Source organism: Blautia sp. AF19-10LB (assembly GCF_003461245.1).
Taxonomy (GTDB): Bacteria; Bacillota; Clostridia; order Lachnospirales; family Lachnospiraceae; genus Blautia_A; species Blautia_A intestinihominis.
Map to the genome: position 1 here is coordinate 54,240 of NZ_QTWS01000008.1, position 21,598 is coordinate 75,837.

General features: G+C 46.2%; 14 protein-coding genes. 1 reads left to right on the forward strand and 13 read right to left on the reverse strand.

Annotated elements, in window-relative coordinates:
* Positions 1–16: 16 nt before the first annotated feature.
* The 4 genes from DWX28_RS06700 to DWX28_RS06715 form a co-directional block, all read right to left on the reverse strand.
* Entirely contained in the window at positions 17–1,552 is a 1,536-nt protein-coding gene (locus DWX28_RS06700) for an LCP family protein (protein WP_118252225.1), read from the reverse strand.
* Between the two features lie 16 nt (positions 1,553–1,568).
* Positions 1,569–2,972, reverse strand: a complete 1,404-nt coding sequence (locus tag DWX28_RS06705) for an undecaprenyl-phosphate glucose phosphotransferase (protein ID WP_022214285.1) — start codon at positions 2,970–2,972, stop codon at positions 1,569–1,571.
* Positions 2,973–3,090: 118 nt separating this feature from the next.
* On the reverse strand, positions 3,091–4,044 hold the full coding sequence (locus DWX28_RS06710) for a glycosyltransferase family 2 protein (RefSeq protein ID WP_022214286.1): 954 nt from the start codon (positions 4,042–4,044) through the stop codon (positions 3,091–3,093).
* Between the two features lies 1 nt (position 4,045).
* Positions 4,046–5,911: a glycosyltransferase family 2 protein gene (locus tag DWX28_RS06715; RefSeq protein WP_118252226.1), complete on the reverse strand. Its 1,866-nt coding sequence runs from the start codon at positions 5,909–5,911 to the stop codon at positions 4,046–4,048.
* Positions 5,912–6,133: 222 nt separating this feature from the next.
* On the opposite strand from DWX28_RS06715, the gene DWX28_RS06720 reads away from it, so the two are divergent.
* Positions 6,134–7,399: a D-alanyl-D-alanine carboxypeptidase family protein gene (locus tag DWX28_RS06720; protein ID WP_118252227.1), complete on the forward strand. Its 1,266-nt coding sequence runs from the start codon at positions 6,134–6,136 to the stop codon at positions 7,397–7,399.
* A gap of 43 nt (positions 7,400–7,442) precedes the next feature.
* Here the strand turns inward: DWX28_RS06720 and DWX28_RS06725 are convergent, their stop codons facing one another.
* The 9 genes from DWX28_RS06725 to rfbA all read right to left on the reverse strand — a co-directional run bounded on the left by DWX28_RS06725 (position 7,443) and on the right by rfbA (position 21,591).
* Positions 7,443–9,980 carry a YfhO family protein gene (locus DWX28_RS06725; protein ID WP_118252228.1) on the reverse strand — a complete coding sequence of 846 codons (2,538 nt, stop codon included), beginning with the start codon at positions 9,978–9,980 and terminating at the stop codon, positions 7,443–7,445.
* A 4-nt stretch (positions 9,981–9,984) separates the two neighbouring features.
* Positions 9,985–10,833, reverse strand: a complete 849-nt coding sequence (rfbD, locus tag DWX28_RS06730; protein WP_118252229.1) for a dTDP-4-dehydrorhamnose reductase — start codon at positions 10,831–10,833, stop codon at positions 9,985–9,987.
* 12 nt (positions 10,834–10,845) lie between these two features.
* Complete coding sequence (locus DWX28_RS06735; protein WP_118252230.1) at positions 10,846–13,290, reverse strand: glycosyltransferase family 2 protein; 2,445 nt, start codon at positions 13,288–13,290, stop codon at positions 10,846–10,848.
* A 22-nt stretch (positions 13,291–13,312) separates the two neighbouring features.
* Entirely contained in the window at positions 13,313–15,730 is a 2,418-nt protein-coding gene (locus tag DWX28_RS06740) for a glycosyltransferase family 2 protein (RefSeq protein ID WP_118252231.1), read from the reverse strand.
* A gap of 161 nt (positions 15,731–15,891) precedes the next feature.
* The gene (locus DWX28_RS06745; RefSeq protein ID WP_118252232.1) at positions 15,892–18,072 is read right to left on the reverse strand and encodes a methyltransferase; all 2,181 of its coding nucleotides are present in this window, start codon (positions 18,070–18,072) and stop codon (positions 15,892–15,894) included.
* Complete coding sequence (locus DWX28_RS06750) at positions 18,069–19,325, reverse strand: ABC transporter ATP-binding protein (protein ID WP_022214294.1); 1,257 nt, start codon at positions 19,323–19,325, stop codon at positions 18,069–18,071. The genes DWX28_RS06745 and DWX28_RS06750 overlap by 4 nt, the downstream gene beginning before the upstream one ends.
* Positions 19,326–19,338: 13 nt before the next feature.
* Positions 19,339–20,145, reverse strand: a complete 807-nt coding sequence (locus DWX28_RS06755) for an ABC transporter permease (protein WP_118252233.1) — start codon at positions 20,143–20,145, stop codon at positions 19,339–19,341.
* On the reverse strand, positions 20,142–20,711 hold the full coding sequence (gene rfbC / locus DWX28_RS06760; protein ID WP_118252234.1) for a dTDP-4-dehydrorhamnose 3,5-epimerase: 570 nt from the start codon (positions 20,709–20,711) through the stop codon (positions 20,142–20,144). The genes DWX28_RS06755 and rfbC overlap by 4 nt, the downstream gene beginning before the upstream one ends.
* 1 nt (position 20,712) lies before the next feature.
* Complete coding sequence (gene rfbA / locus DWX28_RS06765; protein ID WP_118252235.1) at positions 20,713–21,591, reverse strand: glucose-1-phosphate thymidylyltransferase RfbA; 879 nt, start codon at positions 21,589–21,591, stop codon at positions 20,713–20,715.
* Positions 21,592–21,598: the final 7 nt, after the last annotated feature.

Consider the following 21,598-nt stretch of genomic DNA (forward strand, 5'->3'; position numbering starts at 1 on the left):
ATCATTGTTTCGTAGCTTAAGCTGCTTCTACGGATTCTGTTGCAATGTCTTCACCGCCGCCGTCTCCGCCATAATCAGGTTCGGAGTAATCACCGCCGTCATCGCCGCCGGAAGTATCTCCTCCGGTTGTATCTCCTCCGCCATAATCATCGCCGCCAGAAGTATCTCCTCCGGTTGTATCTCCTCCGTTATAATCATCACCACCGGAAGTATCTCCTCCGGTTGTATCTCCTCCGGTGTAATCATCACCGCCAGAGGTATCTCCTCCGGTTGTATCTCCTCCGGTCGTATCTCCTCCGGTTGTATCTCCTCCGGTTGTATCTCCTCCGGTGTAATCATTATCAGTGCTTCCACTGTCGTCACTTCCGGCAGTATTTTCCCATGTTGTTCCGTTATTCTCATAAATAACGGTATCATTTGCACTGTTTTCCTCGGTTACTTTCTGTGTATCATCCAGACTTGCCTCACCGCCGACGATTTCAAGGATTCTCTGGCTGTTTGCAAGTACTGTTGCAGAAGGTGTATAGTTCGGATCGTCATACAAGAATTTGTGAAGTTCAATAACGTTTGACTCCAGTGAGGTCGGCACGATAACGCTTCCCTTAACATTGGAGAACTTGAAAGAACTTGGAAAACCGGTTGTATCGTTGACGCTGTATCCGATGAGTGTCGGAAGCATCTGAAGGATCTCTGTCTTGTCCATGGAAGTGGTTACCATCGGGAATACATCATCCATGATCTTGAAGATCGTGCTCAGTCCTGCTGATTTTGCTTTGTCAACGATCATCTGGATAACTTTTCGCTGACGTTCTGTACGTCCCATATCCAGGCTTGCTGTATAACGGATACGGCAGTAAGAAGTTGCCTGTACACCGTTCAGATGGTAAGTATACTGGATTTTTTCGATGTCCTCCGGTTCTTCCGGAAGTTCGATCGGTGTGTAATCTTTTTCTGTTTCTTCTGCGGTTTCCACACAGTAGTTGTTCATATGAACGATCTCTGCATAGGACATATCCATATCCAGACCGCCAAGGTCATCAATAATGGTTGTCAGCGCATTGAAGTTTACGGTCGCGTAATCAGAAATATTCAGGTCAAGGTTTGTATTCAGCATGGTGATTGCCTGCTCTGCTTCTCCATAAGCATATGCGGCATTTGCCTTAGAATAGGTTTCCTTGTCACTGAATCCCATGTTCAGAAGTGTATCACGGTAAACAGATGCAAGTTTAACGTCCTTGGTGTCGTTGTTGACACTTGCAATAATAATTGTATCACTGTTTTCTCCACCAAGAGCAGTGTTCTTGTCACGGTGGTCAATACCAAACAGAGCGTATGTGGTATATCCGGTCAGTGTGGAGGTCTCAGAATCAATGGAATCCTGTACTTCCTGGTTTACCTGGATCTTGCTTTCGTCCAATACCGGCTGCTGGATCTTGTCCAGTTTGGTATTCAGCTGACCGTAAACATAAAGTCCGCCGATAAATACCAGAAGTACAATGATCTCAACCGCAAAAAGTATCTTTTTCTTTTTTGATTTTGGTTTTCTTGCCATCTTTTCTCCTTCTTACTTAATATGCATTTTTGTTAATAAAGCCTTTGAAAATTGTCAGGAACAAAATCTTTATGTCAAATCCGATGCTCCAGTTCTCAATGTAGTACAGGTCACAGTCTATACGCTTCCTGATGGATGTATCTCCGCGGTAACCATTGACCTGTGCCCATCCTGTAAGTCCGGGACGCACCTGATGCTTGACCATGTATCTCGGTATTTCCTCACGGAATTTCTCTACAAAGAAAGGTCTTTCCGGTCTTGGTCCTACCAGGCTCATATCGCCTTTCAGAATATTAAAAAGCTGTGGAAGTTCATCGATACTTGTCCTTCGCATGAACTTGCCGATTCCGGTAACTCTCGGGTCGTTTTTGACCGTCCACGCTTTACGCTCCTCGGCCTCCGGCTGAATCTCCATGGAACGGAATTTGTACATACGGAAAGTCTTGTTGTGAAGTCCCACTCTCTCCTGCTTATAGATCAGCGGTCCTGGTGAGGTCAGCTTGATAAGGATACACATCAGAAGCATGACCGGCGAAGAAACAATAATCGCCATAATAGAACCTACAACATCCATAGTTCTCTTGACCATGGCATTAAATGTATTACTCAGCGGCACATAACGGATATTGATCACCGGAAGTCCCAGTATATCCTCCGTATATGGCTTTGTAGGAATGATCTTATTGTAGTCCGGAATAAACTTCGTGTGTACTCCGGATTTCTCGCACATTGCAACGATCTCCTCCAGACGATAATATTCACTTAATCCCAATGTAATTGCAATCTCATCCAGTCTGTTTGCAGGAAGGATCACGGTCAGATTCGCAATACGTCCGATCACCTTTACTCCATTATAGAGGGTTCCCGCCGGTACATTGTCATCCAGAATTCCACGGACGATATATCCCCACTGAGGATTCTCCTTAATTCTGTCAATGTACTCTTCCGCTGCACGGCTGTAACCTACCAGCAGTATCTGCTTCTGGTTCAGTCCCCTCTTTCGCATATCCTTAAGGATAGAATAGATCAGAAGTCTGACTCCCCATTCCATAAAGATGTTAACTACACAGAAAATATAGACCGTAAGTCTGGAAAAATCAGGCTCTCCGATCATATAAAGACTGAATACTACAAGAAGAAGTCCCAGAACATTTGCCTTGACAATATTGGCAAGCACAAGCCGCCGCCCCTGCAGATGCAAAGGTTCATACAAGGTAAACGCCTGGTATAGCAGCAGATAGCCCGGAATAATAAAGATCAGGGCAAACATATACTGCTCAAACGCCAGTGCCCGGACTGCCGAATACGAAAACGGTCCGATAAAACGGATCATCCACGCAAGGACATAAGCAACCGCAATTACAACGGCATCAATTAACATCTGGAGACGACTGAAATTCTTCTGATTATCCTGAATCAATTTCTGTCACCTCACTGTTTCATTATGTGTGTTTATCTTATAATAGTTGACTGTCAAAATCAATAAAATACCAAATTTTATTTTATAAAATTTAGCTCTGCGATCTGTAAATCCGCCTTTACGCAGTAAATCTGACAAAAATATTCTTCCATAATTCCAGCTGAATCCTGGCATAATTTGGCAGATGTTTCATCGAAAACGGGACTTTTCGACCCTTGTGGCTGATGGAAAATCCATTCTTTATACCTGCCAGATATTCTTTGCCCATGCCCTTGACAGCAAAAAACAAAAACTTGATCAAAAATCCTGCTGCCAGGAACGGAAGATTCAGAATAATCTGAAGCAGCGGCATATTTTTGTAGATCAGATAAACGTTGTTTCTTGAAGAATATCTGGTCTTGAAATAATTATACCTGGATCCGCTCGTGCCGCTTCCCACATGGTAAACGACCGCCTTTGGCGCATACCAGTTCTCGTAACCGTAGATCCTTGCACGGTATCCGATATCCGTATCTTCCAGATATGCAAAATGTTCTTCGTCAAAATATCCAATCTTTTCAAAAAGTTTTCTTCTGTAGATCGCAGCACCGCCGCAGGAGGAAAATATCTGTTCTTCCTTCTCATACGTATGGATATCCCTGCCCTTGCCTCTCGCAAAAGACCAGCCAAGTGCATTGTAGAAATTGCCTGCATCATCCAGGCGGTCTCTGTCATGATACTGCACCATTCTCGCCGCACAGGAAAAAGCTCTCTTGTGCCTGCGGATCGCGGCGACCATCTCTTCCAGAAAATCCTCTTTCACTTCTGTATCATTGTTCAGAAGAAGGACATACGGTGCTCTGGAAGCTTTGATCCCTTCATTAACTGCCTTGCAGAAACCATAATTTTCAGGCAGTTCAATGATATGCACCCACGGATAATTGCCCGCAACGAAAGAACAGCTTCCGTCAGAAGAACCATTATCCACAAAGATCACTTCGAAATTTTTGAGTGTCTGCCCTTCCAGACTTGCAAGTACGCTGTCCAGAAACGCAATTCCATTATAATTCGGTATGACAACCGATACTTCCATATTATTTCTCCTTATTCTCCATTCCCCGGATCGGACGAAGGGAGTAATTCCATTTGGTCAGAGACAGATTCTTGTTATAGTAAGGATCACCTTTCCTGAGGATGTCGATCCACTGACAGCGCATGTATTCAATTTCTTCCTGAAAACGTCTGACCTTCGCCTCGCTGTCCTCTGCACCTCTCGTCTTGGATTCCATATGATATAACTGAACATATGGATCATACACGATCAGACTTCCATTCTTACGAACTTTCAGACACAGATCCACATCGTTAAATGCAACAGACAGTTTCTCTGTAAATCCGCCTGCTTCCTCAAATGCACTGCGCTTCATCATCATGCACGCCGCAGTCACAGCACTCATATCCTGAAGGATCGAAGCCTTGTGGAGATACCCGGTTCTGTTCGCCGGCATGTCAACAAACATATGGCCTGCAATGCCGCCGATACCGATCACACAGCCTGCATGCTGGATCGTATTGTCCGGATAGATCAGCTTCACGCCGACCACCCCGACCTCTCCTCGCTGGCAGACACCGAGCATTTCTTTGATCCAGCCCGGTGTGATCACCGTCACATCATTGTTAAGGAACAGTAAGTAATCGCCCTTTGCATGGCGGACACCATAGTTGTTGATGGCAGAATAGTTGAATTCCTTCTTCCATCTGAGCAGACGGATCTTTGGATCTCTGGAGAGTTCTTTGTAATAATGAAAAATCTCCTCGGAAGTACTGTTATTCTCAATGATCAGGATCTCGTAATTCTGATATTCTGTTTTTTCCCTGATGGATTCTATGCATGCCTGTAAGGATTCCTTCTCATCCTTATTTGGGATGATGATAGAAACCATAGGCTCTCCGTGGACCGGATATTTCACGCGGAAAAATCCAAGATCCGGTGTATGGCTTACTTCACCCTCTACGCCCACGCGCTTGAGGTGTGCTTCGATTGCTCTTTTGCCTGCATCAAACGCATACATCTTGCTGGCAGGATTATCTGCAGTCGATGCCTTGTGTGTACGCCAATGATAAACGATCTCCGGTACATGTCCGACTCTGCCGGAAGCTTCCTCCACACAGCGGAAAATAAAGTCATGATCCTGTGCCCCGTCAAATTCCTGACGGAAACCGCCGACCTTATCCACGATAGTCTTGCGGACTACAAAAAAGTGGCAGATATAGTTGTTGGACCTCAGGAGATCCAGGTTGAAATCCGGTTTCAGATGAGGCTGGAAATGTTCACTTAAGTCTGTTGTGACCTTGTCCTCGTCTGTGTAAACGGCATCCAGTTCTCTGTCCTCATTGAGTTTCTTAACGATCTCATAAAGGGCATTCGGTGCCAGAAGGTCATCGTGATCCAGAAGACCCACAAACTCTCCTGATGCCATCGTAAGTGCCGCATTGGTATTTCCTGCGATTCCCAGATTCTCGCCCAGATCTCTGACGCAGATCCTCCGATCTGCTGACGCATATTCCTTAAGGATGGCTGTCATCTCCGTATCATCCGGACTTCCATTTGCAATACAGAGTTCCCAGTTCGGATAGGTCTGGTCAAGAAGTGACTGGATCATCTGGCGCAGAAAAACCTCCGGTGTACGGAATGCCGGCACAGCAACACTGATCCGCGGTGTGTATGCAAACTTATGTTTCTTCTGCTTCTCAAGTTCCGCCTTATCCGGAATATACGCTTCATACCACGGACCATAGGGAACTTCTTCCGGCTCAAAACGTTCATGGAGACGGATCCAGAATTCCTTCGGTCCATAGTGCTTCAGATAGCGGAAGCCCTTCTGGATCGTGTAGGGATTCAGTTTCTTGAGCATGCGTCCCCACTGGATCCCGCCTCCTGCCTGTTGTTTTTTATTCATATATTGTGTCCTCAGACTTTACTTATTTGTTACTGCTCACAGCAACACATATTTTACAATAATTTTACTCATAATCGGCTTTATTTTATCATTCCAGGCCTATTTTTGCAAGGGGCTATATCATTCTGCTTGAATTGCGTCGAAAAATGGGATATGATATGAATTGATATGTATTTTTTGTTAAAAACGACACACTATTTTATCAGTCACAGGAGATAGATTATGAGATTAAAAAGATTATACAGCGGTCTTCTGGCTCTGGGACTTTCTTGTTCTGTATTGTTCCAGACACCGGTCCTGGCCGCCGAGGAAACAGCCGCAGATACTGCCCAGGCTGCTACTTCTGCTATAACAACAAACAGCATTCCGGGATGGCCTCAGGGACCAGAGATTACTTCCACAGCGGCCGTAATCATGGAGGACAGCACACAGACGATGCTTTATTCCAAAAACATGGATCAGGAACTGTATCCCGGTGCTACAGTCAAAGTCATGACTGTCCTGGTCGCTCTTGAAAATTCGCAGCTTACTGATGAAGTCACCATGACAGAAACCGGTGTTTCCGGTGTTACTGACGGAGGTGCCAATATTTCCGCACAGCTTGGAGAGGTTTTTACAATGGAACAATGCCTCTATGCGATCATGCTCTCCTCAGCAAATGACATCGCACTTCAGGTTGCAGAACACGTTGGCGGTTCTGTTGAAAACTTCGTTCAGATGATGAATGACCGGGCTGCACAGCTTGGCTGCACCAACACAGTATTTACCAAGTCTACCGGACTTCCAGATGAAAATCAGCATACCACCGCACATGACATGGCACTTATTATGAAGGCAGCTATTGATAATGAATCCTTCCTGACCATTTCCAATACAGTTTCTTATACGATCCCAGCGACTAACGTATCCGGTGGTGAACGTGTACTAACCAACAATTTTCCATTGATGTCTTCATCCAATGCAGCCTATTATCAGTACTGTCTTGGTGGAAGGGAAGGTTATACAGAAGCCTCCGGCAGCACACTCGTCTGTGTAGCCGAAAAGGACGATGTCACCTTGATCGCTGTTGTTCTTCAGGGTGCTTCCGGTGTAACTACAACAGAAGCAGTCAGCCTGTTTAACTACGGATTTGATAATTTCCAGATGCTCTCCCTCGGAGACAACGACTTCAACATGGTTTCTGGCGGCAATGTCTACGTACCTGTCGGCGCCACAGCAGACAGTCTCACTACTGAAGATGGCGAAGAACAGGAAAACGGACAGTACAGCCGTCAGTATTTCTTTGGTGGTACTCCTGTCGGAACAGCAACTATGGCAGCCACCCATGAAGACAATTCTTCTTTTTCTACTGAAAGCAACCAGAATATAGAAGCTGCCAGAGAATATTCCGCAGACAGGAACAATCTTCCATACATCCTGTTCGGCGGTGCCGGTCTCATACTCTTCCTTCTACTTCTCTGGAGAATCATCAAAGTAGCAAAATCTTAAATTTTTTTCACTTCTCATAAACCAGAAAATCAGCGGTGTGCCCTCAAGCACCCGCTGATTTTCTGGTTTTATTCTTTCGTATGATCAGGAGCCTGCTCTGTGCAAACAAGATCCAGAACAGCACACTTCCTATCGTGCCTGCCTTTAATCCCGGTGCCTCGAAGGTAAGAAGGATCGTATGATCTCCCTCTGGCACTTCACATGCAAGGAATCCGATATCGCCGCGGAGCAGTTCCGCTTTTTCTCCATCGATCGTGAGACTCCAGCCTTTTTCATATGGGATCATAAACAGGGCATATCCATCTGCTTCTGCATGGACACTTCCTGTCACAACAGAGTCTTTCTGCGGCGCATCCAGCGTCACGGAAGAATTTTGCTCTGCTGTCTCCTGCTCCTCGGGTTTGAGTGTCTGGATCTCAGATGCATCTCCGATCTCCGTTCCATCCTCCAGGGCGATCGCCTCTCCGAGAAGTTCTTCCCTGTTCTCCTCTGTGCAGAGTTCCTTAAGGCTCTCCTCTGAAATATCCTGCGTATAGAAATGCGCTGTCTGTGCATCCAGTACATTCTCATGGATATAAAGACTTCCCACCTGATCCAGCAGCTTATATTTTGTCTCGTCCGGTTCTCCGTTTCCGGAAAGGATGTATTTCACGCCCAGGAAAGCAGCCAGCCAGTTATCGTCCACATTGTTCCAGAACGTATAATGATTGTGATCTGCAAAAAACAGTTCCGGATAACAGGTCTCGACAAATTCTTTGACATTTCCGTTCATGACAGAATTATAAGTCGAAATCCCGCGGTATCCCTGCCCGGAAGAATCCATCGAAACAGTTCCCGAAATATAATCTTTCTCTACACGGTAGAACGTCGGATCCTTTTCTTTGAGATAGTTCAGGCAGTCCGCAAGATCGACACGGTACATCTCCCGGAAAAAATCCTGCGGTTTCTCGATCTCTGCGCGGTATTTTATCTCCTTGTCATCAGAAGTCCGCATCTCCTCATAGCGCTGTGTTTCCTGCACCATCACTTCTGCCGGAACATCTGTCTTTTTCATGGTGACGCGGTTCTGATAATTTGTTCCGCCCTCAGAAACCACGTTCACGACAAGCACAACGCCCATAACTCCTAGGATCACATTTCTTATCTGTATATCCTTCAGGAAACAGAGCAGCGTCAGGCAGACGGCTGTCAGAATTCCTGTGACGGTCAGGATCAGGATATTTGTCCTGTATTCCTGGAAACCCGCCTGCTCATATCCGCACCAGTATGCCCAGCCCATGAGGGCAGTCACCGCAAGAATCAGCACAAGGTTCAGCTTGCCGCCTTTTCGCATGTAATCCCGCATCCACGCCATCAAAAGCAGAAAGACCGTCATCAGCACAAATGTATAACGCTGTGTCGGCAGTGTGAAGTAATTAAAGACCGTTCCTCCGACCGGGAGTGCAGTTCCGACAAGGATCAGGGCAGCCACTCCATAGAGTACTCTTTTTGCCCGCTTCGTCATGTCTGCTTTTCGGAGGACTGCAAGAAACTGCACATTCAGAAAAACAGCCAGCGTTGAGCAGAAAAGGACTGGATCTTCGTAATAGTTCATCACATACTGCTGCGGTCCTTTTGCCAGTCCGTAACCGTTCTGTAAGTTGCTTGAGAACATTCTCTTGAGCATGGACAGATAAAACTTCCTTGAATATGGCGTAAAACACTGACGCAGGAAATCAAGGAGCCCTGTTCCATCGCTTTCCAGTCTGGAAGACACATTCAGGAGAACTTCTGCCATCGGAAGGAACACGACAAGGCTCATTCCCACGCCCATGATCATCTCCGCGCAGCCGAGCAGAAATCTCTGTATCCTCTCTTTCCAGGTAAGTCCGTCCAGCATCAGGATCCGGAAAAGCAGATACAGCCCGGTCGCCGCCAGGCACATGTATGTAAAGTACACGCTGTAGATCCCGCACAGGAATACCATGACCGGAAACAGTGCCTTTCCTTTCTTTTTCTGGATGAACTTCTCACAGAAAAGAAGCATCAGCGGAAAATAGATCACGACCGTTCCAAACTGGTAATGCTGCCCCCACACCAGGAGAAACCCATTCAGCGCATAAGCATAAGACGTGATCATCTTTGACGGCACGCTGAAAGAAAACTGTGACAGAAACCAGTAAAAAGCAAACGCCGCCACCATGATCTTGAGGATCTGAATGACATTGATATACAGAAGCATATGTGCCGGTCCCAGAACAACACCGACTCCATAAAGCAGCATCAGGAACGGATCAAACAGGTTAAAGTTAAACTGGTTGATCCCCAGCCCGTTATTAAAATCCCAGAGGGAAAAGCTGCCGTCCCGCAGATGGTTCACAATGCTGGTATAGTTCATGATGTACTGCTGCCAGGTATCACTTCCGATATCGTTGAAGATCATCAGGTCATTTCCATATAAATAATCCCGGAATATAAAACTACAGCTTGCACTCAGCAGCAGAAATAAAAAACAAAGCGCCCTCACATCAGGGCTTTGACAAAATCCGGACAGCTTCTGCACTGTCCGGATCTTTGAGCTTGATTTCATCTTTTCTTTCATCAGTTTACATAATTTCCTTCAGATAACGTCCAAGAGCATCTTTCCAGTCCGGAAGACGGGTAAATCCATGCTCGTCGAGTTTCTTCTTCTCCATACGGCTGTTGGACGGACGTTTTGCCTTTGCCGGATATTCCGCAGAACTTACCGGGAGGACTTTGACATTCATACCTGCCTGAGCGAAGATCTCTTTTGCAAAATCATACCAGGAAATGTAGCCGCCTTCATTTGTTGCATGGTATTTGCCGTACTCTTCTTTTTCCAGCATATCTACAAGAAGTCTTGCAAGGTCGTAGGTGTAAGTCGGTGTACCGATCTGGTCATTTACAACAGTCAGGGTATCATGTGTTTTGCCAAGATTGATCATGGTCTTGATGAAGTTTTTGCCGTTCAGTCCGAATACCCATGCAATACGCACGATGTAGTGCTTCGGAGCATATTTTTCCACGGCAACTTCACCTTCGTATTTGGACTGTCCATAGACATTCAGCGGCTCTACGACTGGATCATCCGGCTCCCACGGGCGGATTCCCTGTCCGTCAAACACATAGTCTGTGCTGATGTATATCATCGGAATGTCGAGTTTTCCACACATCTTTGCAATATTTGCTGTTCCATCCACATTTACTTTGTGGCAGACCTCCTGGTTATCCTCCGCTGCATCCACAGCAGTCCACGCTGCACAGTGGACAACTTTATCCGGATGAACTTCTGAGATCACTTTTTCTACGGCCGCGCTGTCTGTGATGTCCATCTCGGCAACATCAACGCCGACTCCTTCGTAGCCTCTTTTTGCCAGCTCGTTCATTACATCATAGCCAAGCTGTCCTTTTACGCCTGTTACTAATACTTTCATCAGAAAATCCTCCTATATACGTCTCAGTGAAAAATCCTGACTCTTTAAGGTCAGATTTGGATTGTAATACGGATCGCCGTTTCTCAGGATATCCGGCCAGCGTTTCTCAAATATCTGGATCTCTTTGTTGAAACGTGCCACTTTTTCCGGTGTGTCCTCAAGTCCTCTGGATTTGGATTCGTAGTGATACAGTTCTGCATATGGATTATACACGATCAGGTATCCGGCTGCACGGAGCTTCATACAGAAATCAATATCATTAAAGGCAACGGCAAGTTCTTCTGTCAGACCACCTACCTTATCAAATGCTTCTTTCTTCACCATCATGCAGGCTGCTGTCACCGCACTGTAATCCTGCGCGCAGATGATCCTGTGGCAATAGCCTGTCGTTCCACGAGGCTGGAGCACGAAACAGTGTCCTGCGATTCCACCAAAGCCAATAACTACACCGGCATGCTGGATCGTATCATCCTCATAATACATTCTCGCACCGACTGCACCTACATCACTTCTCATACAGTAGCCAAGAAGTTCTTCCAGACAGTCATCATTGATGATCTCTGTGTCATTGTTCAGAAGCAGGATATACTCGCCCTTCGCAAAGGATGCGCCGTAGTTGTTGATCGCGGAATAGTTGAACTCTCTGTCCCAGTAAACAACATGTGCTTTCGGGTTGGATGCTTCCAGTTCCTTGTAATATGCAAAGGTCTTATCATCTGTACTGTTATTTTCCACAATGATGTATTCGTAGTTCTGATACGTTGATTTCTTATCGATTGAATCCATGCAGCGTTTCAGATCATCAATATGATCCTTATTCGGAATGATGATGGAGATCAGCGGATCATGGTCACGGATAAATCTTGTTCTGTAAAGTCCCAGGAACTCTCCCTGGTATACTTCCGCATGGATGCCTGTTCTCTCATAATGTGCCTCGATCGCACGTTTTCCTGCCTCAAATGCATACGCCTTGCTCTCCGGATTCTCGGCCGTGGAGTCCTCATGACATCTCCAGTGGTACAGGATCTTCGGGATATGATAGATTTCTGAATGATCTACCGCCTCAATACAGCGGAAAATAAAATCATAATCCTGCGCGCCGTCAAATTCACTGCGGAGAGTACCGACTTTATTAATGATCTCTCTGTCAACCACAAACAGATGGCAGATATAGTTTACGGTACAGAGAAGATCCGGGTTGTAATCTGGTTTGAAATGCGGCTGGAAGAACTTATGTCCATCCATCGACATCTTATCTTCATCGGAATACAGAACACGGATCCTGCGGTCTTTATTCAAAGCCTTGACGCACTCAAACAGTGCATGCGGTGTCAGTTCATCGTCATGATCTGCAAAAGCGATGTAATCCCCCGTTGCGATCTCGATTCCTGCATTGGTATTCTCAGAGATCTGAAGCTGCTGGTCATGAGAAACTACTTTGATACGTTCATCCGATGCTGCAAGCTCCTTAAGGAGTCCTGCGATCGGTGAATCTGCACCGCTTCCGTCAGAAAGACAGAGTTCCCAGTTCGGATAAGTCTGTGCCTTGACGGTATCAACCAGCTGTCTTAAGTATTTCTCAGGGGTCTTGTATAACGGGATCACGATAGAGATTTTTGGCTGAAAGTCGAATTTCTCTCTTCTCTGTTTCTCCAGTTCTTTCTGGCTCGGAAGATGCCTGAGGATCCACTTCTGATATGGAATTTCTCTTGTAGAAGCTGTCTTAACCTTGGCTGCGATTTTGCCCACCAGCGCCACGCTTCCCTGGCTTCTCCAGTAACGTAAGCCCTTTTTTGCATATTTCTCGACCTTTTTGCGAAGGACGACAGTCGGCTGAAGGTGTGCGATATGGACAGACTTCGTATTTCCTGCATAAAAAACAATATAGACAAATTTGCCTGTAAGGTTTGTCAGTTCTACAAAGAATCCTGTCTTATCATGGATCTCTGTCTCCTCATAAAGCTGTTCCACGTCGACACGTTCTGTACGGAGGATTTCTGCTGAAATCTTCTCTTTATTTTCATCAAAGATCTGAATTTTGACCGGTTCAGATGCCACAGCCCATCCACGTACTCTCAGGAAGCCCTGCTGCACCTTTTCTTCTTCGATAAAAAACTGCGGTTTGCCTCTGCGTCGTTCCAGTTCTTTGACCGGAACAGAAAACCAGCAGAAGTTTTTGTCCGGCATATCTGCATAAACGGAAAGTTTCTGAAAGCCTTCCAGCGATTCCGGGAGACGGATCTCAGCCGTGATCCTCTCGCCGCGCATCAGATCAGGATCCTTGAAACGCTCCAGTGCACTGACCATCTCCAGTTTCTTGATCTCTGCCTTTACTTCTGATCCGTCCAGGCAGGCACGCATTCTTGCTTCTTTTGGCCAGGTTCCCTGAAGGATGTAACAACATGGATTCTGAAGATGGAACCTGTCCTTGGTCACTTCAAAAATTTCTCTTGCCATAATCTATATCCAACCTCATTTCTCAGTCTTCTCTCAGGGAACAGTCCCCTTCTGTCACAGAAAGATTCGGGCTGTAATACGGGTCCTCCATCTCAAGCTGCTGCGCCCATTTCTCCTGGAATCTCTTTACTTCTTTGTCAAAGCGGAACTGTTTTTCCGGTGTATCTTCCAGTCCTCTTGATTTTGATTCATAGTGATACAGTTCTGCATACGGTGTAAAAATGATCTTCTTTCCTGCCGCACGGAATTTCATGCACAGATCGATATCATTAAATGCCACCTGGAAAGTCTCATCAAGACCGCCCACGGCATCAAAATCGGATTTCTTTACCATCATGCACGCCGCTGTCACCGCACTGATCTCCTGCACGCTGATCATACGTCCAAAATAGCCCGGGTCTTCTTTCGATGCACGGCACATGATATGGCCTGCGATGCCTCCAAGTCCCAGGACAACACCCGCATGCTGGATCGTATCATCCGGGTAATAAAGCTTCGCTCCCACAGCCGCCACGTTTTCCTGCTGGCAGTTCTGGAGCATTTCTTCCATCCAGTCCGGTGTCAGGATCTCCACATCGTTGTTCAGGAAAAGAAGATACTCTCCCTTCGCTTCCTTCGCAGCGAAATTGTTGATCGCGGAATAGTTGAATTCTTTTTCCCAGGTCAGTACCCTCGCCTTCGGATAACGGTCCGGGAGTTTTCTGTAATATTCAAAGGTTTCTTCCTTCTCGCTGTTGTTCTCTACGATCAGGATCTCATAATTGCGATATGTTGATTTCCGTGTCATGGAAAACAGGCACAGCTCCAGATCATCTGTATGATCTTTGTTCGGAATAATGACAGAAATAAGTGGATTTCCCTGAACCTTCACATGGCTTCGATACCAGCCAGGACGTTCTGTCATCTCCACCTTCGCATCGATGCCCAGTCTCTGGTAATGCTCACGGACGGCTTTTCTTCCTGCTTCATATGCGTATGCCTTGCTGGAAGGATCTGCCGCTGTGGAGTCCATGTGGCATCTCCAGTGATACAGCACTTTCGGGATATGCGTGATCTTCTGCGCCTTTTCGCAGCAGCGTAAGATAAAATCAAAATCCTGCGCGCCGTCAAATTCAGACCGGAGAAGTCCCGTTTCGTCTGTCAGGCTTTTTTTCACAACAAAAATATGACATATATAGTTGTTTTCCCTCAGACGGAACAGGTTAAAGTCAGGTTTGAAATTCGGGTCAAAGTAATGCCGGCCGTCCATGCTGACCTTATCCTCATCGGTATAAAGCACATCGGCACCTGTATCGTTGATCGCTTTGACGATCTCATAGAGAGCATCCGGTTCCAGGGTGTCATCGTGATCGCAGAGCATAAGATACTCGCCTGCTGCCAGCGCGACCGCCTCATTTGTGTTGACGGAGATCCCGCCATTCTCTTCCAGCTTGCGGTAAACAATACGTTTCTCTCTGCCGTAATGCTTCTCAATGAATTCTTTTGCCTTGTCATCCGGGCTTCCGTCTGCCAGGCAGAGCTGCCAGTTCTCATAGGACTGTCTGCGGACAGACTCCAGCAGTTCCTTAAGATAAGGAAGCGGTGTGCAGTACAGCGGAATCACAATGCTGATGAGCGGCTTCTGTGCAAAAGCAGCATGTTTCTGCCTGCGAAGGGTTCTCTTATCCACCTTATGGCGCGCAAGCCATGCTTCATATCCACCTTCTGCCACACTCTCTTTGCCAAAAAGCCTGCTTAAGAATCCTTTTGGTTTATTTTGTTTCCGAAGTTCCTCGATGTCAATCGTATATGTTTTGGTGACAGAATCACCACAGAAATGAAGAATGATCTCTCCGCCTTTGATCTCCGGAAGCGCCGCAGAGATCCGGAATCCGATCTCCTGCGTCTTATATTCCTCATCAAGATTCCTTCTCTCGACCACATCCGGTCTGCGTCCTCTGCTGATCCGGCAGTCCAGAAGTGATGCATCCTCCTGATGTACCGTCACTTCCACGCTTCCTCTCTGATCAACGACCCATCCCTGGATCTCCAGCATCGTATCATACAGGATCTCAACACAGTCCAGATGATATTGCACAAGATTTTCTTTGATCAATTCATCCAGTTCGTCTGCACTGATCTCCCAGATACTGACACGTTCTTCACCGTCGCGGAGAAAAAGTTCCAGACTCTGATATTTCTCTGCCAGTTTCAGTATCTCCGGGATCTGAACGGTAAATCCCGGCAGAAAATCCCCGAATTCACATCCAAGAGCCTGTGCGACATCCGGCCGCTCCCGTCTCTGGATCTCTGGCAGTTCTACCGTATCATAGCCATCTCCCAGAAGTTCAAATCCATATATTTTTCTGTCAGGATGTGAATACCATCCGTCCAGACTCAGCACATGACCATGTCTGTCATCGTAACGTTCTTCATCTATGCTGAAACAAAAATCACCCATTCTACATCCTCTTAATTCCGTAACTGTTCAGTACCCTCACAGTTACGAGTCAAAATGCATTCCAAATCACCTTCGGTGATGGCATTTTGCCTTGTATGTCTCGGGATTTTGGCAAAAACATGCCAAAACACCTCGCGGGATACTACCTACTGAATAGTTACTTAACTTTTTTTAATGATTCGGTACAGCTTCCAGACTTTTGTGTTTTCCATCTGCTGTATTTTCTGGTTCAGTCTCTGGATCTCCTGCTCTTTCTGTGAAGATACCTGTGAGAATTTCTGCCAGAATTCTTCCCTTGCTTCCTGCTCTTTCAATACTTCAATCTCGATATCCAGAGTTTTGCCCTGAACATGCTCAATGATAAACTGCGGGTCACCGGCTCCGAAATAATATCTTCCATCGCCCATGTCAAATCCGTTACTGTAAAAAACAGCCTTGCTGCCATCATCAAAGGCAAGTCTGTGAAGGAGAAGTCCTCCTGCTGCCTCACCAGGATCAAGTCTCAGACGTTTTGCATCCTTCGAAATCGGAATCTTCAGAGAAAGTCCGGTCTTCGCCATCGGATAGACGGCTGAATCGCTTTCGTTGAAATCATTTCCTCTGTCATAAAATACCTGCAGTTTCCGCTCTGCACCTGCGATCCGGAGCTGCTCATAATAAGACAGTACATCAACTTTGCCCGGTGAAACATCCTCATACATGTCAAGAAGCGGTACATGGCTGCCCTTGATATAATTCTGGAAATTACGCTCCATTGCAGCATAGATCTCCAGTTCTTTCTCTGTCAGACCTGCCTTCGTATAGAAATCCATATCCTTGAGCGCACGGCGCTTGCCGTCACTTTCCAGATAATAATGGATCATCCTGTAAATGATAAAGTTGCCCGGGATCGGGAAACGGAACGTCCACTCGTAATCGATCACGGAAATCCTGTCATTGTCGATCAGGATATTTGCCGGAACCAGATCGATATTGGAAATTCCACTACAGGAAAGTGTTCCTTCCTGTGAAACATTTCCGAATACTTTGACAAATTCCGGTGTTTTATAAAAAGCTTCTCCACTGTGGATCCGGCGTACCTTCTCAACATAACGGAACAGAAGCTTCTCTGCCTCTTCGTTTCTGCCCTGTTCTACCAGCGCATCGAGATGTTCTTCCAGCGTCTTTCCCTTGAGGAATTCCAGACGGACACCCTGTTTTTCCAGTATGCACTGGTTCAGTTCCAGACCTTCTTTGGCATAGATCCTTGCCATCTCTCTGGAAAGGGATTCCAGATTCCGTACATGTTTCTCTGCTGTAGTTTCTGTCGGAACTTTTCGAACAAAACGATCTTTTTTGCCTTCTTTGCAGATATCGGTACGAAGGGCGAATTCCGATGATCTCTCATTGGAAAATTTGGAATATACCGTTGCGATCTCCGGCTTTTCCCTGCCGATCAGAAGAAGGAACGAATTGGAAAACTCCGGGAACAGATCATTGTCCAGAAGAGAATCATATACTGGTGACTCCTGGAAAAGCTGCAGGCGCAGTCTGTCATAATTCGTCTCCAGCCTGTTCAGTTCGCCCTTGAACGGAAGACGCTCATCAGAATAGATCGTCATTGGAAGTTTGTAGTCCGGAAATGGATAATACCAGGATGCTTTGAGGTCCCCTGCCTCTCGTAAGATGGCATTGAATTCCTTCTTCGTAAAGGTCTTGACACCTTTTGTCGTCGGATATCCTTCCAGTCCTTCAAAAAGCGTTCCGAAATGATCTTCTGTACAGCCCGCCCAGTATTTCAGTCCAAAACGGTTTTCGATCGCAAGGACGATCTTGCCGTCCGGTTTGAGATGTCTGGAAATGATCTTCAGGAAATCTACATAAGGAGTACTGCTCTGAATATAAGCCTCTCCATATTCAAATACACCGATCAGCGTGATGTAATCATACTTTTCGGTAAGATTTTTCTCAATATCCTGAAAGTTGCCCATAAGAATCTTAAGATTATCAAAGTCCTTATGTCTGTTGGCATTGATCAGGCTTCTCTTGCGTGACAGTTCGATGCAGGTCACGCTCTTTGCCTTCTTGCACAGTGCGCCAGTCACTGCGCCGCAGCCGGAACCGATCTCCAGGACATTTTCTTCTCCTGTGAATGGAAGCCAGCTTAAGATATTTTCTCTGATATGTGAAAAATGATACAGGATCGGCCAGCTTTTGCGCTCTGCGATCACCTGATTCCATTTTTCTTCTGGATAAGTCCTGGCGATCTCCAGCATCTCATCTTCGATCGCACCGTCTGTATATAAATCTTTTCCCGGATAATACGTGTCATCCAGCACAACCTGTCCTATTTTTTCACTCATTTTTCTTCTCCGTATTGTATCTCTACCTGTGAATCCATGTCATAAAAACCTACGGTGTTCTGTTCGGAAACAACCGTGATGTTGCATGCATCATAAAGTCTGTGGAATACCGTGAATTCTCCATCCTTGTATCCCGTGCAGCCAAATGCGAGCAGATACTCTCCACCCTGAAGGAACATCTTCTGTGTGAAAGTCACCGTACAGGTGTCACCTTCATCCGAATGCTCGATATGCATCTTTTCGAACATGGTATTGGTTCCGGTGATCTCCGTACCCTTGATATCCTTGAAAGTATATGCCATGATCGGCTCCTGGATCGCCTCGTGGAACACAGCTTTCATGCGGATCTGGAAGGAACTTCCTTTCTCGATGGTATTCGTGGATCTGCCCTTGTCATCGATCACGGCAAAGTCTGTGATCTCCGCAAGCTTACTGCCATATTCCAGCATGTTCGGATTGACCTGGAATTCTTCACTCCAGCTTTCCTTCGGCTTCTCTTCCTGCACCTGCTGCTTCGTCGGGTCCTGCCCGACCAGAAGCTGCTTGTACATATCTACCATCTGCTTCGGTGATCCCTCTTCCAGCTTCACACCCTTGTTCAGAAGAACGACCCTGTCACAGTATCTCGCGATACTGCTCAGATCATGGCTTACAAAAAGGATGGTCCTTCCCATCTTCTTGAATTCTTCGAACTTACGGTAGCATTTTGCCTGGAAGAAAACATCTCCTACAGAAAGTGCCTCATCTACGATCAGGATCTCCGGATCGATATTGATCGCCACTGCAAAAGCAAGGCGGACAAACATACCGCTTGAATATGCCTTGACCGGTTGGTGAACAAAATCTCCGATATCAGCAAAATCCAGAATATCCTGCAGACGGGAATCAATTTCTTCTTTTGAAAATCCCATCATGGTTCCGTTGAGATAAACGTTTTCGATCCCTGTGTATTCCATATTGAATCCGGCTCCCAGCTCAAGAAGTGCTGAGATACGTCCATCTACCGTCACTTCGCCGCCGGTAGGATTCAGTACGCCTGTGATGATCTTAAGGATCGTGGATTTACCGGAACCATTTGTTCCGATGATTCCCACGGTCTCGCCCCTTCGGACCTCAAAGCTCACATCGCGGAGCGCATAATGCTCCCGCACCGGAACCTTGAACCCCAGTGCCTCTTTGAGACGGTCTGAGGGTTTGTTATATAATTTGTACATCTTGTCCAGATGTTTTACCTGAATTGCAAATTCACTCATTTTACTCTCCATGTTACAGTACATCTGCAAAGTGTACCTGAAGTTTTTTGAACAGTCTGGTTCCGAAGATAAATACTGCCAGCGTGAATACCCAGAAATAAAGTGTCAGTACAGGGTGGTCCCAGATCGCCACTTTGTTTATCAGGGAGTCACGATACCCCTGGACAATATAAAACAGCGGATTCAGTTTGAGTATTTTCTGAAGGATCCCGCCAAGCCCGAGATCATTGAAGTCCCACATGATCGGAGTCACCCAGACACCTACTTGCAGGGCAATGTTGATGATCTGGCTTAAGTCGCGGAAAAATACGACTGCCGCACTTGTCATATAAGTCACAGCAAGGATCAGCATAAAAATACAGAAACTGTAGTACACAAGCTGCAGGGCGTACAGGCTCGGCGGGTATCCCATGCAGGTGTAGATCACCAGAACGATCACTACAAAAAAGCAATGGACAAACACCGCTGAAAATACCTTTACTACCGGCAGGATGCGGATATTGAATACCACTTTCTTGACCAGATAATTGTATTCCAGAAGTGCATTCGTTCCACCCGTCAGTCCCTCCTGGAAGAAAAACCACGGGATAAGACCTGCGATCAGCCAGAGTACAAACGGAACGCCCTTGTCAGAACCATTCCGAAGTGCCAGACCAAACACAAACCAGTAGACACAGATCGTAACGATCGGCTGGATAAACGCCCATACTGTTCCGAAATAGGAACCGGCATATTTTGTTTTGAAATCATTTTTTGCCAGAGAAAAGACTAATCTTCTGTTTCTGTAGATTTCTCCAGGCAGCCAGGTATTTTTATTCAATCCTTTTTACCCCTGTTTGCAGTGTATTCCTTGAAGCTTCCCCATTTCTGGTCTTTGTCAGAAAGAATCAGTTCCATATCCTCCGGGATCGGCCACTGTACGCCGATGTCAGGATCATTGTATGCAAGTCCACCCTCATCATTCGGATGATAGAAGTCTGTACATTTGTATGCGAACTCTGCTGTATCAGAAAGTACAACAAATCCGTGTGCAAAATTCTTCGGGATGAAGAACTGTTTCTTATTCTCAGCAGACAGAACAACACCGTACCACTGTCCATAAGTCTCAGAACCTTCTCTCAGATCAACGGCAACATCAAACACTTCTCCGCTTACAACACGTACAAGCTTGTCCTGCGGATAGTTGATCTGGAAATGAAGTCCGCGGAGAACGCCCTTGCGGGAGCTTGACTGGTTATCCTGAACGAATCCCATGTCGATTCCTGCTGCCTTGTAATCATTGTAATTGTATGTTTCCATGAAATAACCGCGTTCATCTCCGAATACAGTTGGTGTGATGACCTTAAGTCCTTCGATATGACAGGTTTCTACTGTGATCTTACCCATTTTATAATCCCTCCGCTACTTCGATCAGATATTTGCCATAGGCAGTCTTGAGAAGCGGCTGTGCCAGTTCGACAAGCTGCTCTTTTGTGATAAATCCACGTTTGTACGCGATCTCCTCGATACAGGAAATATAAAGTCCCTGACGTTTCTGGAATGCCGCAACGAAATCTGCCGCATCAAGAAGAGAATCATGGTTTCCTGTATCCAGCCATGCAAATCCTCTTCCAAGAGTTTCTACTTTAAGAGTTCCTCTTCTCAGGTATTCGTTGTTGATGCTGGTGATCTCGATCTCGCCTCTTGCGGACGGTTTCACGCTCTTTGCGATCTCTACAACATCATTGTCATAGAAATAAAGCCCCGGAACTGCATAGTTTGACTTCGGATGCTCCGGTTTTTCTTCGATGGAAAGGGCTCTGCCGTTTTCATCAAATTCTACAACACCGTATTCTCTCGGGTCTCTTACATAGTAGCCGAAAATAATTGCTCCCTTTTCTTCCTCTGTACGCTTGTAAGCATTCAGAAGTACTCTGGAGAAGCTCTGTCCATAGAAGATATTGTCTCCGAGGACAAGTGCCACTGCATCATTGCCGATAAAGTCAGCACCGATGATGAACGCATCTGCCAGTCCTCTTGGCTGTTCCTGCACTGCATATTCAAATCTCATGCCAAGCTGCTTACCATCTCCGAGCAGTTCACGGAATACCGGAAGGTCACGTGGTGTGGAGATGATCAGGATCTCACGGATCCCTGCAAGCATCAGAGTTGACAGTGGATAATAGATCATCGGTTTGTCGTATACCGGCATGATCTGTTTGGAAATTGCTTTGGTCAGCGGATATAATCTGGTTCCGGAGCCGCCTGCTAAAATAATACCTTTCATTGATTGT

Bases quoted from the DNA above. Each gene is read 5' to 3' on its own strand.
- DWX28_RS06700 (WP_118252225.1), bottom strand. From the start codon at position 1,552: ATGGCAAGAAAACCAAAATCAAAAAAGAAAAAGATACTTTTTGCGGTT.
- rfbC (WP_118252234.1), bottom strand. From the start codon at position 20,711: ATGGGTAAGATCACAGTAGAAACCTGTCATATCGAAGGACTTAAGGTC.
- rfbA (WP_118252235.1), bottom strand. From the start codon at position 21,591: ATGAAAGGTATTATTTTAGCAGGCGGCTCCGGAACCAGATTATATCCG.
- rfbD (WP_118252229.1), bottom strand. From the start codon at position 10,833: ATGAAAGTATTAGTAACAGGCGTAAAAGGACAGCTTGGCTATGATGTA.
- DWX28_RS06745 (WP_118252232.1), bottom strand. From the start codon at position 18,072: ATGAGTGAAAAAATAGGACAGGTTGTGCTGGATGACACGTATTATCCG.
- DWX28_RS06725 (WP_118252228.1), bottom strand. From the start codon at position 9,980: ATGAAAGAAAAGATGAAATCAAGCTCAAAGATCCGGACAGTGCAGAAG.
- DWX28_RS06750 (WP_022214294.1), bottom strand. From the start codon at position 19,325: ATGAGTGAATTTGCAATTCAGGTAAAACATCTGGACAAGATGTACAAA.
- DWX28_RS06735 (WP_118252230.1), bottom strand. From the start codon at position 13,290: ATGGCAAGAGAAATTTTTGAAGTGACCAAGGACAGGTTCCATCTTCAG.
- DWX28_RS06715 (WP_118252226.1), bottom strand. From the start codon at position 5,911: ATGAATAAAAAACAACAGGCAGGAGGCGGGATCCAGTGGGGACGCATG.
- DWX28_RS06720 (WP_118252227.1), top strand. From the start codon at position 6,134: ATGAGATTAAAAAGATTATACAGCGGTCTTCTGGCTCTGGGACTTTCT.
- DWX28_RS06740 (WP_118252231.1), bottom strand. From the start codon at position 15,730: ATGGGTGATTTTTGTTTCAGCATAGATGAAGAACGTTACGATGACAGA.
- DWX28_RS06710 (WP_022214286.1), bottom strand. From the start codon at position 4,044: ATGGAAGTATCGGTTGTCATACCGAATTATAATGGAATTGCGTTTCTG.